The organism is Vulcaniibacterium tengchongense, from assembly GCF_003814555.1.
GTDB lineage: Bacteria > Pseudomonadota > Gammaproteobacteria > Xanthomonadales > Xanthomonadaceae > Vulcaniibacterium > Vulcaniibacterium tengchongense.
In genome coordinates, this window is sequence record NZ_RKQN01000002.1 from 138063 (window position 1) to 150839 (window position 12777).

The window sequence follows — 12777 nt, forward strand, 5'->3', positions numbered from 1 at the left end:
ATTCGCCACGGACCGGCCGATATTCACCGACCCTATTTCCGGAGGCTCCATGATCGATATCGAATCGCTGTCCGCGAGAGAGCTCGACGCCTTGATCAACCAGGCCAAGAAGCGCAAGAACGCGCTCAGCAAGCGCAAGCCGATCGCCGCCGTGCGCAAGCGGCTGACCCAGCTGGCCAGGGCCGAGGGCTACACCATCGCCGAACTGTTCGGCGGCGCGGCGCCGGCGCGCCCCGGGCGGCCGGCCAAGGCGGCGAAGAAAGCCGCGGGCGCCGGGCGCAAGGCCGGCGGCAAGGTCCCGCCGAAATACCGCAACCCCGACAATCCGGCGGAAACCTGGACCGGCCGCGGCAAGCAGCCGCGCTGGCTGGCGGCCTACACCCGCAGCGGCCGCTCGCTCGACGAGTTCCTGATCAAATAATCGGCCTCCGCTTTCGGGAAAACGCCGGCCGCGCGCCGGCGTTTTTCGTTGCGCCGCCGCCCGGGCCCGGCCGCGCGCCGGGCATTTTCCCCCGCGGGTTTTCTCCCCCGCGCGGCGCCGGCAGGAGCGCATCCGGATGCGGGCCCGTCCGGGCCGGCCCGGGAAAAACGCGGCCGGATCCGGGCATCTCGCCGTTCGCGCGCCTCGCGCCGGTCCGGGCCGGCCCTGCGGCTAGAGATTGCGCCGGGGCGGCAGCAGCAGGTTGCCGAACAGCAGGCCGGCGATCAGCGCCAGCAGGATGTTCAGCACCGCCAGCAGCGCGCTCTGGCCGGCGCCGACGTCCTGCTCCTGCACCAGGACCAGCAGCCCGCGCAGGCTGACGCTGCCGGGCACCAGCATGATGATGCCGGGCACGCGCAGGATCGCGCCCGGCCGGTGGCGCCAGCGCGCGTAGGCGTTGCCCGCCGCGGTCAGCACCAGCGCGGCGAGGAAGATGCCGGCCGGATTGCCGAGCGCCTGGCCGCCGAAGCGCGAGATCAGATAGCCCGCCGCGGCCGCGGCCATCACCTTGGGGTAGTCGCGGCGATGCGCGCGGAACAGCACCGCGAACGCGAACGAGGCCAGGGCCAGCGCCGCCCACTCCACCCATAGCGGCTGCGGCCGCGACGCGCGCACCTGCGGGTCCACGCCCAGCAGGGCGGCGACGTACAGCGCGATCGCCACGCCGACGGTCAGCTTCAGCACCGTGGTCACCGCGCCGGCGAAGCGCGCGGTGCCGGAGACCAGGTGCTGGCTGGTCAGCTCGTTCATCGCGTTGGTCAGCGCCATGCCCGGCAGCAGCACGATCAGCGAGGCGATGATCACCGTGTTCTGGTTCAGCGGGCCGACGAAATCGGCGACCAGCAGGGTGATGCCGGCCGCGAACAGGGCGGCGATCGCCTCCTGCGCCTCCTTGAACGGCGGCCGCAGTTCCGCGGCCTGGACCAGCAGGCCGATCAGCAGGCCGTTGATCCCGGCCACGCCGATGTCCAGCCACGGCAGGCGCAGCACACCGGCGATGCCGACCGCGGCCAGGCCGTAGGCGAGCACCTGCATGGCGCGGAAGCGCCGGCTCGGCGGCCGGTCCAGCGCGCTCATCTGCGCGTGCGCCTCGGCCAGGTCGAGCCGCCCCGCCATCACGTCCTCGGCGATGCGGTCGGTTTCGGCCAGGCGGTACAGGTCGTTCTCGCCCGGCGGCAGGCGGATCACGCGGGTGATGTCGCTCTCGCCGGGGCGGCGCAGCGGATCGCTGAAGGTCAGGATCAACCCGGTCGGGTTCGACCAGGGCTGGCACTCCAGCCGCAGCGCGTGCGCGACCGCGGACACCGCGCCTTCCAGGCGCTGCGCGGTGGTGCCGTAGGCGTGCAGGCGCTCGGCCAGTTCGACCACGAAATTGATCCGGGCGGCGTAGCTGGCGGCGTTCAAGGGAGCGGCGGCGGTCATGGCCGGGCATCGTACGCGCGATCGGCGGCGCGCGGCACGGCCATGCGCGGGCGCGAGGCGTCGCCGCGCCGGACGGCCCCGATCCGCGCTGCTATCCTTGCGCCGGCATGGACGAAACCCTCGATCACGCGCCGCAGATCGCCAGCGACGGCTCCGGGCCCGCGCAGCTGCGCCTGTCCGGGCGCTGGACCCTGGAGTTCGCCGAACGCATCGGCGCGGCCCTGGCGCGCGCCCCGGACGACGTGGCCTCGATCGATGCCAGCGCGATCGAGCGGCTGGATTCGGTCGGCGTGCTGCAGCTGCTGCGCTTCGCCCGCCGGCGCGGCCTGGACTTCGGCGCGTTCGCCTTCCGCGAGGACCACCGCGCGCTGGTCAGCGCGATCGAGGACGTCGCCGACGACCGCCCGAAGAAGAAGCGCGAATACGGCATCAACGCCGCGTTGGAGCGGCTCGGCCGGGCGGTCACCCGCAACTGGGGCGAGCTGCTGGCGCTGGTCGCGTTCTTCGGCGAGGGCCTGGTCAAGCTGCTGCGCATGTTCCGCGAGCCCGGCCGCTTCCGGCCGACCGCGACCGTGCACCACATGGAGCAGGTCGGCCTGGACGCGGTACCGCTGATCGCGATCCTGTGCTTCCTGGTCGGCGCGGTGGTGGCCTTCCTCGGCGCCAGCATCCTGCGCGACTTCGGCGCGCTGCTGTTCGTGGTCGAGCTGGTCAGCATCTCGTTCCTGCGCGAGTTCGCCGTGCTGCTGACCGCGATCGTGCTCGCCGGCCGCACCGCCAGCGCGTTCACCGCGCAGATCGGCGCGATGGTCAGCCGCGAGGAGGTCGACGCGATCCGCACCCTGGGCATGGACCCGATCGACCTGCTGGTGATCCCACGCCTGCTCGCGCTGCTGGTGATGCTGCCGCTGCTGACCTTCATCGGCATGATCTTCGGCCTTCTCGGCGGCCTCACCGTCGGCGCCTACAGCCTGGACATCCCGCCGCAGCAATACCTGGCGCGGATGCACGAGACCATGGAACTGCGCCATTTCCTGGTCGGCCTGGCCAAGGCGCCGGTGTTCGCGCTGCTGATCGGGCTGATCGGCTGCCTGCAGGGCCTGCGCGTCGAGGGCACCGCGCAGTCGGTGGGCGAGCGCACCACCTCGAGCGTGGTGCAGGCGATCTCGCTGGTGATCGTGCTCGACGCGTTCTTCGCGATCTGGTTCATGGAACTGGGGTACTGACGTGGCCGTCGCGCCCGCCGCCGTCGTCGATCCCGCCGCGGACACGCCGGCGATCCGCGTGCGCGGCCTGGTCAACCGCTTCGGCGAGCAGGTCGTGCACGAGGGGCTGGACCTGGACGTGCGCCGCGGCGAGATCCTCGGCGTGGTCGGCGGCTCCGGCACCGGCAAGTCGGTGCTGATGCGCAGCATCCTCGGCCTGCGCGAACCGGACGCCGGCGCGATCGAGGTGCTGGGCCTGGACGCGCGCAGCCGCGACCCGGCCCAGCGCCGCGCGATCGAGCGCCACACCGGGGTGCTGTTCCAGGACGGCGCGCTGTTCTCCTCGCTGACCGTGGGCGAGAACGTGCAGGTGCCGCTCAAGGAGTACCACGGCGGCCTGCCCGATTCGCTGCTGTACGAGCTGGCGCTGCTCAAGGTGAAGCTGGCCGGCCTGCCGGCCGACGCGATCCACAAGCTGCCGGCGCAGCTGTCCGGCGGCATGCGCAAGCGCGCCGGGCTGGCGCGTGCGCTGGCGCTGGACCCGCCGCTGCTGTTCCTGGACGAGCCGACCGCGGGCCTGGACCCGATCGGCGCGGCGGCGTTCGACCGCCTGCTGCTGACCCTGCAGCAGGCGCTGGGCCTGACCGTGTTCCTGATCACCCACGACCTGGACACGCTGTACGCGATCTGCGACCGGGTCGCGGTGCTGGCCGACCGCAAGGTGGTGACGTGCGCGCCGCTGGCGGAGGTCGAGCGCTTCGACCATCCTTGGGTGCAGGAATATTTCCACGGCCCGCGCGCCCGGGCGGCGCGCGCGACCCGCGAGGCGAACTGAGATGGAAACCAAGGCCAACTACGTCCTGATCGGCGCCTTCACCCTGGTGACGACGCTGTTCCTGCTGCTGTTCGCGCTGTGGGCGGCCAAGTACTCCTCGGAGAAGGAGTGGAAGAACTACGCGGTCGTGTTCAACGAGCCGGTTACCGGGCTGTCCGAGGGCAGCGCCGTGCAGTACAACGGCATCGCGGTGGGCACGGTGCAGAACCTGAGCCTGGCGCCGGACGATCCGCGCCGGGTGATCGCGGTGCTGCGCCTGCAGGCCAGCGCGCCGATCAAGGCCGACACGCGCGCGCGGCTGTCGATCGCCGGCATCACCGGCAGCCCGTTCATCCAGCTCACCGGGGGCATGCCGGGCAGCCCGCCGCTGGACGAGATCGACCGGCGCGAGGTGCCGGTGATCCAGACCGAAGCCTCGGCGCTGCAGAACATCGCCGACACCGCCAACCGCCTGGTCGCGCGCCTGGACCAGGTGCTGAGCGAGGACAACGTCAGGCGCGTGTCCAACACCCTGGCGCACATCGAGGCGATGACCGGCTCGATCGCCGACCAGCGCGAGGACCTGCGCGCGCTGATCGTCAACGCGCGCAGGTCCAGCGAGGAGCTGGCGCGCACGTTGGACAAGGCCAACGGCTCGCTGGACAAGGTCGACCGCGAGCTGGTCGACAAGCTGCCGGCGATGGTGAACAGGCTCGACGGCACGCTGAACCGGATCGACTCGGCCGCCGCGGGCGCGGACTCGATCCTCAACGACAACCGCGCCGCGATCGGCAGCTTCGCCAACGACGGCCTGGCCCAGCTCGGCCCGACCCTGACCGAACTGCGCGCGCTGGTGCGCGACCTGCGCCGGATCAGCGACCGCCTCGACGGCAACCCCACCCGCTACCTGCTCGGCCGCGACGCCCCCAAGGAGTTCGAACCCAAATGAGCACCGGACGCCCGCCTTCCTTCGCCCGCCCGCTGCTTGCGGGCCTCCTCGCGCTGGCCGCGACCGGCTGCTCGGTCCTCGGCAACTCGACCCGCGAGGCGAGCACCATCTACGACCCCGAGCCGGAGCTGCGCGCCGAGCCCGGCTGGCCGGCGGTGGACTGGCAGCTCGCGCTGCCGCCGCCGAACGCGGCGCGGATGATCGACAGCCTGCGCATCGCGGTGCGGCCGCAACCGAACGAATTGCAGGTCTACAAGGGCGCGCAATGGGCGCGGCCGCCGAGCGAGATGCTCAGCGACGCGCTGCTGCGCACGTTCGAGGCCTCCGGCAAGCTGCCCGGCGCGGCGCGCCAGGGCAGCGGCCTCAACGCCGACTACCGGCTGCTGCTGGAGTTGCGCCGGTTCGAATCGGACTACGGCGCGCAGGGCGCGGCGCCGGCGGCGACGATCGAGGTCGCGGCCAAGCTGCTGCACGCGCAGGACCAGCGCATCGTCGCCGCGCGCAGCTTCGCCCGCGCCCAGCCGGCGGCGAGCGCGGCCGTGCCCGACGTGGTCGAGGCGTTCCGGCTCGGCCTCGGCGAACTCGCGCATGAGCTCGCCGGCTGGACCCTGGCCTCCGGCGCGGCGCACGAGCGCGACGCACACCGCCAGCGTCCTTAGAACCCGCCGCGGCCGGGCTTCTGCGTCCCCGATGCGCGCCGCCCTTTCGCGCTCGGCCCTGGCCGACGGGATGCCCCCGGAAGCCGCGACGGGGATCCCGGATGCGCTTCGCTCGTCCGGGCTGGGCCGGGAACGAGGGCGTGAGCCGCGCCGAGCCGGGCCTCTCGCTGCCTCGATGCGCTTCGCCCTTCGCAGCCAGGGCCGAAGGCCGCGCCCGGAAGCGGGCGGCGACGGCGGGGCAGGTTGCGCTTGTCTGGAAGACGGGGGCTGCGAGGCCGTTCGCCCTCTCCCGCGTGCGGGAGAAGGTCAGGGTGAGGGCGAACGCACCCGATCCGCCTCGCCGCCGCGTGACGCCACCCGCCGGAACGTCAGATTGATCCGCGCGCCGACCGGCCGCACCGTACGCGGCAGCGCGTGCTTGTAATGGCGTTGGGTGGTGCCCGCCATCACCAGCAGGCTGCCGTGCGGCAGTTCCAGGGCCAGCCGCTGCCGCGGGTGCTCGCGATGCCGGAGCAGGAAGCGCCGCGTCGCGCCCAGGCTGACCGAGGCGATCACCGGCGCCGGCCCCAGTTCCGGCTCGTCGTCGCTGTGCCAGCCCATCGCGTCGCGGCCGTCGCGGTACAGGTTGGCCAGCACGCTGTTGAAATCGGCGCCGAGCCCGGCGGCCAGGCGCCCGCGCAGCGCGCGCAACTCCGGCGGCCATGGCCGCGGCTCGAACCGCGCGCCGGAGTAGCGGTAGCGCGCGTCCGGGTCGCCGATCCAGCAGCTGAGCCGCGGCGAATCGACCTCGCGCCCGAACAGGCGGATGCGGTGCACCTCCCAGGGCACGTCGCGGCGCAGAGCGGCGAACAGCGCGTCGGCCTCGGCGCGAGGCAGCCAGTGCGGGTCGAAGCGGAGGTCGGCGCCCTCCAGCGGCAACGGAGTCAAGGCCATGCGCGCACTGTAGGCCGCGCCGCGGCGATTTGCCCGGCTCCGCGCAAACCCGCGACAATCCGCTACCGGATAGGAGGGCGGAACCGGGCGGGTCGTCCGTTTCCAGGAGCCGGCCCTCGCCCAACCCCACCAGCAGCCGCCAGCGGAGCCGCCATGAGCGAACAGGTCACCTCAGCCGACACGGTCGAACGCGACGTGATGGAGTACGACGTCGTCACCGTCGGCGCGGGCCCGGCGGGGCTGGCGTTCGCGATCCGGCTCAAGCAGCTGGCCCCGGAGATCTCGGTCTGCGTGATCGAGAAGGCCTCCACCGTCGGCGCCCACATCCTGTCCGGCGCGGTGATCGAGACCGGGCCGCTCGACGAGTTGTTGCCGAACTGGCGCGACAGTCCGCCGCCGATCTGCGTGCCGGCCACCGAGGACGAGTTCTGGCTGCTGAGCAAGACCGGCGGCCGCAAGCTGCCGGTGCCGCCGGGCATGAACAACCACGGCAACGTGATCGTCAGCCTCGGCGCGATGTGCGCCTGGCTCGCGCCGCAGGCCGAGGCGCTGGGCGTGGAGATCTATCCCGGCTTCGCCGCCGCCGAGACCCTGCACGACGAGACCGGCCGCGTGGTCGGCGTCCGCATCGGCGACATGGGCGTCGCCAAGGACGGCTCGCACAAGCCCGGCTACACCCCCGGCATCGACATCCGCGCCAAGGCCACCGTGCTCGCCGAAGGCGCGCGCGGCCATCTCACGAAGCGGCTGATCAGGCGGTTCCGGCTCGACGCCGGCAGCGACCCGCAGGGCTACTCGATCGGCATCAAGGAACTGTGGCAGGTGCCGGAAGACCGGGTCTCGCCCGGCAAGATCGTGCACAGCTTCGGCTGGCCGGCGGACAACCGCACCTACGGCGGCAGCTTCCTCTATCACCTGGACAAGGGCCGCATCGCGCTGGGCTACGTCAGCGGCCTGGACTACCGCGACCCGCACTACAAGCCGTGGGAAGCCTTCCAGCAGTGGAAGAACCACCCGATGGTCAAGCCGCTGCTGGACGGCGGCAGCATCCTGTCCGCCGGCGCGCGCGCGATCGTCACCGGTGGCTGGCAGTCGCTGCCGAAGGTGGAGATGCCCGGCGCGCTGCTGATCGGCGACACCGCCGGCCTGCTCAACGTGCCCAAGATCAAGGGCACCCACCAGGCGATCCGCAGCGGCATGCTCGCGGCCGAGCATCTCGTCGCCTCGCAGCTGTCGCCGCAGGGCTGGGACGCGAAGCTGCGCGGCTCGGAAGTGATGGCCGAGCTGCGCAAGGTCCGCAACGTCAAGCCGGGCTTCAAGCGCGGCCTCTGGTTCGGCCTGCTCAACGCCGCCTGGGAGACCATCACCGCCGGCCGCTCGCCGTGGACGCTGAGGAACCAGGCCGACTGGTGCTCGCTGGAGAAGGTCGCAGAGCACGAGCGGCAGCGTACCGTCCACAGCGGGCGGGACTACGTCGAGCCCAGCCTGCCGCCGCGCGACCGCCTGCAGGGCGTCTACTACGCCGCCACCGCCCACGACGAGGACCAGCCGGTGCACCTGAAGGTGCGCGACACCTCGATCTGCATCGAGCGCTGCACGGTCGAATACGCCAACCCCTGCACCCGCTTCTGCCCCGCCGCGGTCTACGAGATCGTCGAGGACGCCGCCGGCAAGCGCCTGCAGATCAACGCCGCCAACTGCGTCCACTGCAAGACCTGCGACATCAAGGACCCCTACGAGATCATCGACTGGGTGACGCCGGAGGGCGGGTCGGGGCCGAATTACCAGAACCTGTGACGCGCACGTCGTGCAAGATCGACTGACGAGCGTTCTTTTCCGCAGCTTGCGCTTCGGGTTCCGGCTGATTCCGCTGCCGCCCCGAACCCGCGATACCCTGCGTCGGCGGTTTCTGGACCGCTTCTCCGCCCTGGTACCCCCTGCCCCAAGAGGGCGCGTGGTCAACGGTACGCGGACACGCCGCAGCATGGAACGTGCGGATCAGCCCGCGTTGGGCCATGTCGGTTATCGCCGCCAAGCCCTGCCCTCCCCGCTTCCGGCGACGTTGGTCGCGTTCTACCTGCCGCAGTTCCACCCGATTCCCGAGAACGATGCATGGTGGGGGGAAGGCTTCACCGAATGGCGCAACGTCGGCCGGGCGCTGCCGCAGTTCGAAGGCCACGCGCAACCCCGCCTGCCTGGAGCGTTGGGCTATTACGACCTGCGCAATCCCCAGGTCATGCGCGACCAGGCACGATTGGCGCGGGAATACGGGATCGGCGCATTCTGTTTCTACTTCTACTGGTTCGGCGGCAAGACCCTGTTGGAAGCGCCGATCCGGCAGTGGCTGACGGATCGCAGCATCGACTTCCCGTTTTGTCTCTGCTGGGCCAATGAAAACTGGTCCAGGCGCTGGGACGGCCGTGCCAACGACGTGCTGATCGCCCAGCAACACAGCCCCGAGGACGACTTGGCGTTCATCGCGCATGTCGCCGCTTACCTGCGCGATCCGCGCTATCTGCGCGTGGACGGCAAACCCTTGCTGCTGGTCTATCGTCCCAGCCTGCTGCCCGACCCGCGGGCCACCGCGGAACGTTGGCGCAAATGGTGCCGCGAAGCCGGTATCGGCGAGATCTGCATCGCCTATACCCAGAGCTTCGACAGCGCGCCGCCCCGCGAGTACGGATTCGACGCCGCCGTCGAGTTCCCGCCCAATTTGTCCACACCTCGGGATCTGACCGCGCAGCAACGCCTGATCAACCCGGACTACCGCGGGCAAGCTCTGGACTGGCGCGAACTTGCGGACGACTATCGTCGCCGGCCTATGCCGCCGTATCGGCTGTTTCCGGCAGTCAACTGCGGCTGGGACAACGAACCGCGCCGGCCCGGCAACGGCCGGACCTACCTTCACGCGGCGCCGCGCCGCTACCGCGATTGGCTGCGCGCTACCGTCGAAGAGCGCCTGGGCTCGGCGGCCGATAGACTGGTTTTCATCAACGCATGGAACGAATGGGCCGAAGGCGCGGTTTTGGAGCCCGACGCACGGCTCGGCTACGCATGGCTGCAGGCCACGGCCGACGCTCTGACGCCGCGCAGCGCGCCTACGCCTTCGCAAGCGGGTCCATGCGCCGTCGTGCACGCCTGGCACGTCGATGCGTTCGAGGAAATCCTGAACGCCCTGGACAAGAGCGGCCTCTCCTTCCGGCTCGTCGTGACCGTGCCGCAGGAACGCTCGGAACCGGTGCAAGCCGCGCTCGCCGCGCGCCGGGTCCAGGCGGAGGTGGTCGTCGTCGAGAATCGGGGCCGCGACATCCTGCCCTTCTTGCGCGTCGCAAACCGGCTGCTCGACCAAGGCGAACGCGTGGTCTTGAAGCTGCATACGAAGCGATCGACGCATCGGGACGACGGCGAACTCTGGCGGCATCAACTGGTCGGCAGGCTGCTGGATCCTGCGCGTGCGCCGGCGATCGCTTCGGCCCTCGCGCGGAATCCGCGGCTCGGCCTCGTGGTGCCCGAAGGACACCTGCAACCCCTCGCCGACTTCTGGGGGGGCAACCGCGAGAACATCGACTATCTGCTCACCAGGATCGGCGTACCGCCGGCCAGCGCCGACGCGCGGTTTCCGGCCGGCAGCATGTATTGGGTGAATCTGGAAGCGCTGCGCCCCCTGCTCGACGCACACCTCGATGAATGGGAATTCGAACCGGAGCAGGGCCAAATCGACGGCACGTTCGCCCATGCGGTCGAGCGGGTCATAGCGCTTTGCGTGGCTGCAACCGGGAGCGAGGTTGCCACCGCTGCCGCAATCTGCGGCGCCCCCGAGCCAGCGGGTAACGAACCTTATCCGTTCGCCCGCCGCGACTGAACTCCGTCAAGCACCGACCTCGACGCCTGTCTTGGTACGCACTTCGTCCTGGCTCACGCCAGGCGCCAACTCGACCAGCTTCAGCCCCTGCGGCGTCACGTCCATCACCGCCAGGTCGGTGATGATCCGGTTCACCACGCCGACGCCGGTCAGCGGCAGCGTGCATTCGCGCACGATCTTGTGCTCGCCGTTCTTGGCCACGTGCTCCATCAGCACGACCACGCGCTTGACCCCGGCGACCAGGTCCATCGCGCCGCCCATGCCCTTGACCATCTTGCCGGGGACCATCCAGTTGGCCAGGTCGCCCTTGTCGGTGACCTGCATGGCGCCGAGGATCGCCAGGTCGATGTGACCGCCGCGGATCATCGCGAACGAGTCGTGGCTGCCGAAATAGCTGGCGCCCGGGCGCGCGGTGACGGTTTGCTTGCCGGCGTTGATCAGGTCGGGGTCGACTTCCGCCTCGGTCGGGAACGGGCCGATGCCGAGCAGGCCGTTCTCGCTCTGCAGCCACACGTCCACGCCTTCGGGGAGGTAGTTGGCCACGAGCGTCGGCAAGCCGATGCCGAGGTTGACGTAGGCGCCGTCGGTGAGTTCCTGCGCGGCGCGTTGCGCCATCTGGTCGCGGGTCCAGGCCATGGTGCGGATTCCTGTATTCGTGGGCTCAGGCGGCGCGCACGGTGCGCTGCTCGATACGCTTCTCGGGATTCGGGTTGTGCACGATGCGGTCGACGTAGATGCCGGGCAGGTGCACGTGGTCCGGGTCGATCTCGCCGACCTCCACGATCTGCTCGACTTCGGCGATGCAGACCTGGCCGGCCATCGCGCAGGCCGGGTTGAAGTTGCGCGCGGTCTTGCGGAACACCAGGTTGCCGGCCTTGTCCGCCTTCCACGCTTTCACCAGCGCCACGTCGGCCTTGAGCGCGGTTTCCAGCACGTACCAGTGGCCGTCGTCGAACTGGCGGGTCTCCTTGCCCTCGGCGACCACGGTGCCGTAGCCGGTGCGGGTGTAGAACGCGGGGATCCCGGCGCCGCCGGCGCGCAGCCGCTCGGCCAGCGTGCCCTGCGGGTTGAACTCGAGCTCGAGCTCGCCCGACAGGAACTGGCGCTCGAACTCCTTGTTCTCGCCGACGTAGGAGGAAATCATCTTGCGGATCTGCCGCGTCTCCAGCAGCACGCCGAGACCGAAGCCGTCGACGCCGGCGTTGTTGGAGATCACCGTCAGTCCCTTCACGCCCGAATCGCGCAGCGCCGCGATCAGCGCCTCGGGAATGCCGCACAGGCCGAAGCCGCCGACCGCCAGGGTCTGGTTGTCGGCGACCACGTCGGCCAGCGCCTCGGCGGCGCCGGGGTAGAGCTTGCTCTTCGCGGCCGCGCGCGCGGCGGCAGGGGCCTCGGCCATGGACGTCTCCATCGGATCGAACTTGCGGTGGCCCCAGTTTACCCCGCCCGCCGGGCCGCCCCCACCGTACCTTCGGGCAGGCGGATGCGGCAGACTGCGCGCATGCCCCGCCTCGCTCTCGCCACCGCGATCGCCGCCGCCGGCCGGGACGACGACCTCGCGCCGCTGCTGGACGCCTGCGCCGCGGCCGGTCTCCAGGTGCAGGCGCGCGCCTGGGACGACCCGAGCGTGAGCTGGGGCCGTTTCGATGCGGTCCTGCTGCGCTCGACCTGGGACTACACCGGGCGCCTGCGCGAGTTCCTCGACTGGTGCGCGCGCGTGTCCGCCCGCACCCGCCTGCTCAATCCGCTGCCGGTGGTCGGCTGGAACGTCGACAAGCATTACCTCGCCGACCTGGCCGCGCGCGGGGTACTGGTCGTGCCGGGCGCATTCGTCGAGCCCGAGCAGGACCCGTTGCCCGCATTGCAGGCCTTCCTCGCCGCGCATCCGCATGCGGCGGAGTTCGTGGTCAAGCCGGCCGTCGGTGCCGGCGCGCGCGACGTGCAGCGCTACGCGCGCGAGCAGGAGTTCGCCGCCGCCAACCACCTCGGCCGCCTGCTCGAAGCCGAGCGCAGCGCGCTGCTGCAACCCTACCTGCCGGCGGTCGACCGCGACGGCGAGACCGGGCTGGTGTTCCTCGCCGGCGAATTCAGCCACGCGATTCGCAAGCATGCGCTGCTGCAGCGCGATCGCCCGTCCGAGGCCCTGTTCGCGCCGGAGCGGATCGAGCCGCGCACGCCCAGGCCGGACGAACTCGCGCTGGCGCTGCAGGCGCTGGCCGCTGCCGGCGCGGCGCTACGGATGCGCGCGCCGCTGGCTTACGCCCGCGTCGACCTGCTCCGCGGCGACGACGGCCAGCCGCGCCTGCTCGAACTGGAACTGTGCGAGCCCTCGCTGTTCCTCGCCCAGGCGCCGGGCAGCGCGGAACGGTTCGCGCGCGCGCTGGCCCAGCGGCTCGGCGCGCGCTGAGCCGCGCCGGACGCGTCCCGAAGCCGCCGGCGACGCCTTGCTCCC

11 protein-coding genes and 1 pseudogene are annotated in these 12777 nt (G+C 71.2%); 8 read left to right on the plus strand and 4 right to left on the minus strand.

The window, feature by feature from the left end; translation table 11 throughout:
- Window positions 1-49: 49 nt before the first annotated feature.
- A pseudogene (locus EDC50_RS06960) lies at window positions 50-415 on the plus strand (H-NS histone family protein); the annotation flags it as partial.
- Window positions 416-652: 237 nt separating this feature from the next.
- Here the strand turns inward: EDC50_RS06960 and EDC50_RS06965 are convergent.
- Window positions 653-1903: a threonine/serine exporter family protein gene (locus EDC50_RS06965; RefSeq protein ID WP_123769774.1), complete on the minus strand. Its 1251-nt coding sequence runs from the start codon at window positions 1901-1903 to the stop codon at window positions 653-655.
- A 107-nt stretch (window positions 1904-2010) separates the two neighbouring features.
- Here EDC50_RS06965 and EDC50_RS06970 point away from each other — a divergent pair, with 107 nt between their 5' ends.
- From EDC50_RS06970 to EDC50_RS06985, 4 genes are read left to right on the plus strand one after another with little or no spacing between them, the layout of a single operon-like run.
- Window positions 2011-3129, plus strand: coding sequence for an ABC transporter permease (locus tag EDC50_RS06970; RefSeq protein ID WP_123769775.1), 1119 nt, complete (start codon window positions 2011-2013; stop codon window positions 3127-3129).
- Window position 3130: 1 nt separating this feature from the next.
- Window positions 3131-3943 (plus strand): ABC transporter ATP-binding protein, encoded by an 813-nt coding sequence (locus EDC50_RS06975; protein ID WP_123769776.1) that lies wholly within the window; start codon window positions 3131-3133, stop codon window positions 3941-3943.
- A gap of 1 nt (window position 3944) precedes the next feature.
- Window positions 3945-4871 carry an MlaD family protein gene (locus EDC50_RS06980; RefSeq protein ID WP_123769777.1) on the plus strand — a complete coding sequence of 309 codons (927 nt, stop codon included), beginning with the start codon at window positions 3945-3947 and terminating at the stop codon, window positions 4869-4871.
- Complete coding sequence (locus EDC50_RS06985; protein WP_123769778.1) at window positions 4868-5530, plus strand: ABC-type transport auxiliary lipoprotein family protein; 663 nt, start codon at window positions 4868-4870, stop codon at window positions 5528-5530. Before EDC50_RS06980 ends, EDC50_RS06985 begins: the two co-directional genes overlap by 4 nt.
- Before the next feature lie 306 nt (window positions 5531-5836).
- On the opposite strand, the gene EDC50_RS06990 is transcribed toward EDC50_RS06985, so the two are convergent.
- Complete coding sequence (locus EDC50_RS06990) at window positions 5837-6463, minus strand: alpha-ketoglutarate-dependent dioxygenase AlkB family protein (protein WP_123769779.1); 627 nt, start codon at window positions 6461-6463, stop codon at window positions 5837-5839.
- Between the two features lie 153 nt (window positions 6464-6616).
- Between EDC50_RS06990 and EDC50_RS06995 the strand changes: the two genes are divergently transcribed.
- Both EDC50_RS06995 and EDC50_RS07000 read left to right on the plus strand, forming a co-directional pair.
- Window positions 6617-8260: an electron transfer flavoprotein-ubiquinone oxidoreductase gene (locus EDC50_RS06995; RefSeq protein ID WP_123769780.1), complete on the plus strand. Its 1644-nt coding sequence runs from the start codon at window positions 6617-6619 to the stop codon at window positions 8258-8260.
- A gap of 10 nt (window positions 8261-8270) precedes the next feature.
- Window positions 8271-10325, plus strand: a complete 2055-nt coding sequence (locus EDC50_RS07000; protein ID WP_123769781.1) for a glycoside hydrolase family 99-like domain-containing protein — start codon at window positions 8271-8273, stop codon at window positions 10323-10325.
- A 6-nt stretch (window positions 10326-10331) separates the two neighbouring features.
- Here EDC50_RS07000 and EDC50_RS07005 read toward each other — a convergent pair whose 3' ends face one another.
- Both EDC50_RS07005 and EDC50_RS07010 read right to left on the minus strand, forming a co-directional pair.
- Window positions 10332-10961, minus strand: coding sequence for a CoA transferase subunit B (locus EDC50_RS07005; RefSeq protein WP_123769782.1), 630 nt, complete (start codon window positions 10959-10961; stop codon window positions 10332-10334).
- 25 nt (window positions 10962-10986) lie between these two features.
- Entirely contained in the window at window positions 10987-11724 is a 738-nt protein-coding gene (locus tag EDC50_RS07010) for a CoA transferase subunit A (RefSeq protein WP_123769783.1), read from the minus strand.
- Window positions 11725-11826: 102 nt separating this feature from the next.
- Here EDC50_RS07010 and EDC50_RS07015 point away from each other — a divergent pair, with 102 nt between their 5' ends.
- Window positions 11827-12732 (plus strand): ATP-grasp domain-containing protein, encoded by a 906-nt coding sequence (locus EDC50_RS07015; protein ID WP_123769784.1) that lies wholly within the window; start codon window positions 11827-11829, stop codon window positions 12730-12732.
- Window positions 12733-12777: the final 45 nt, after the last annotated feature.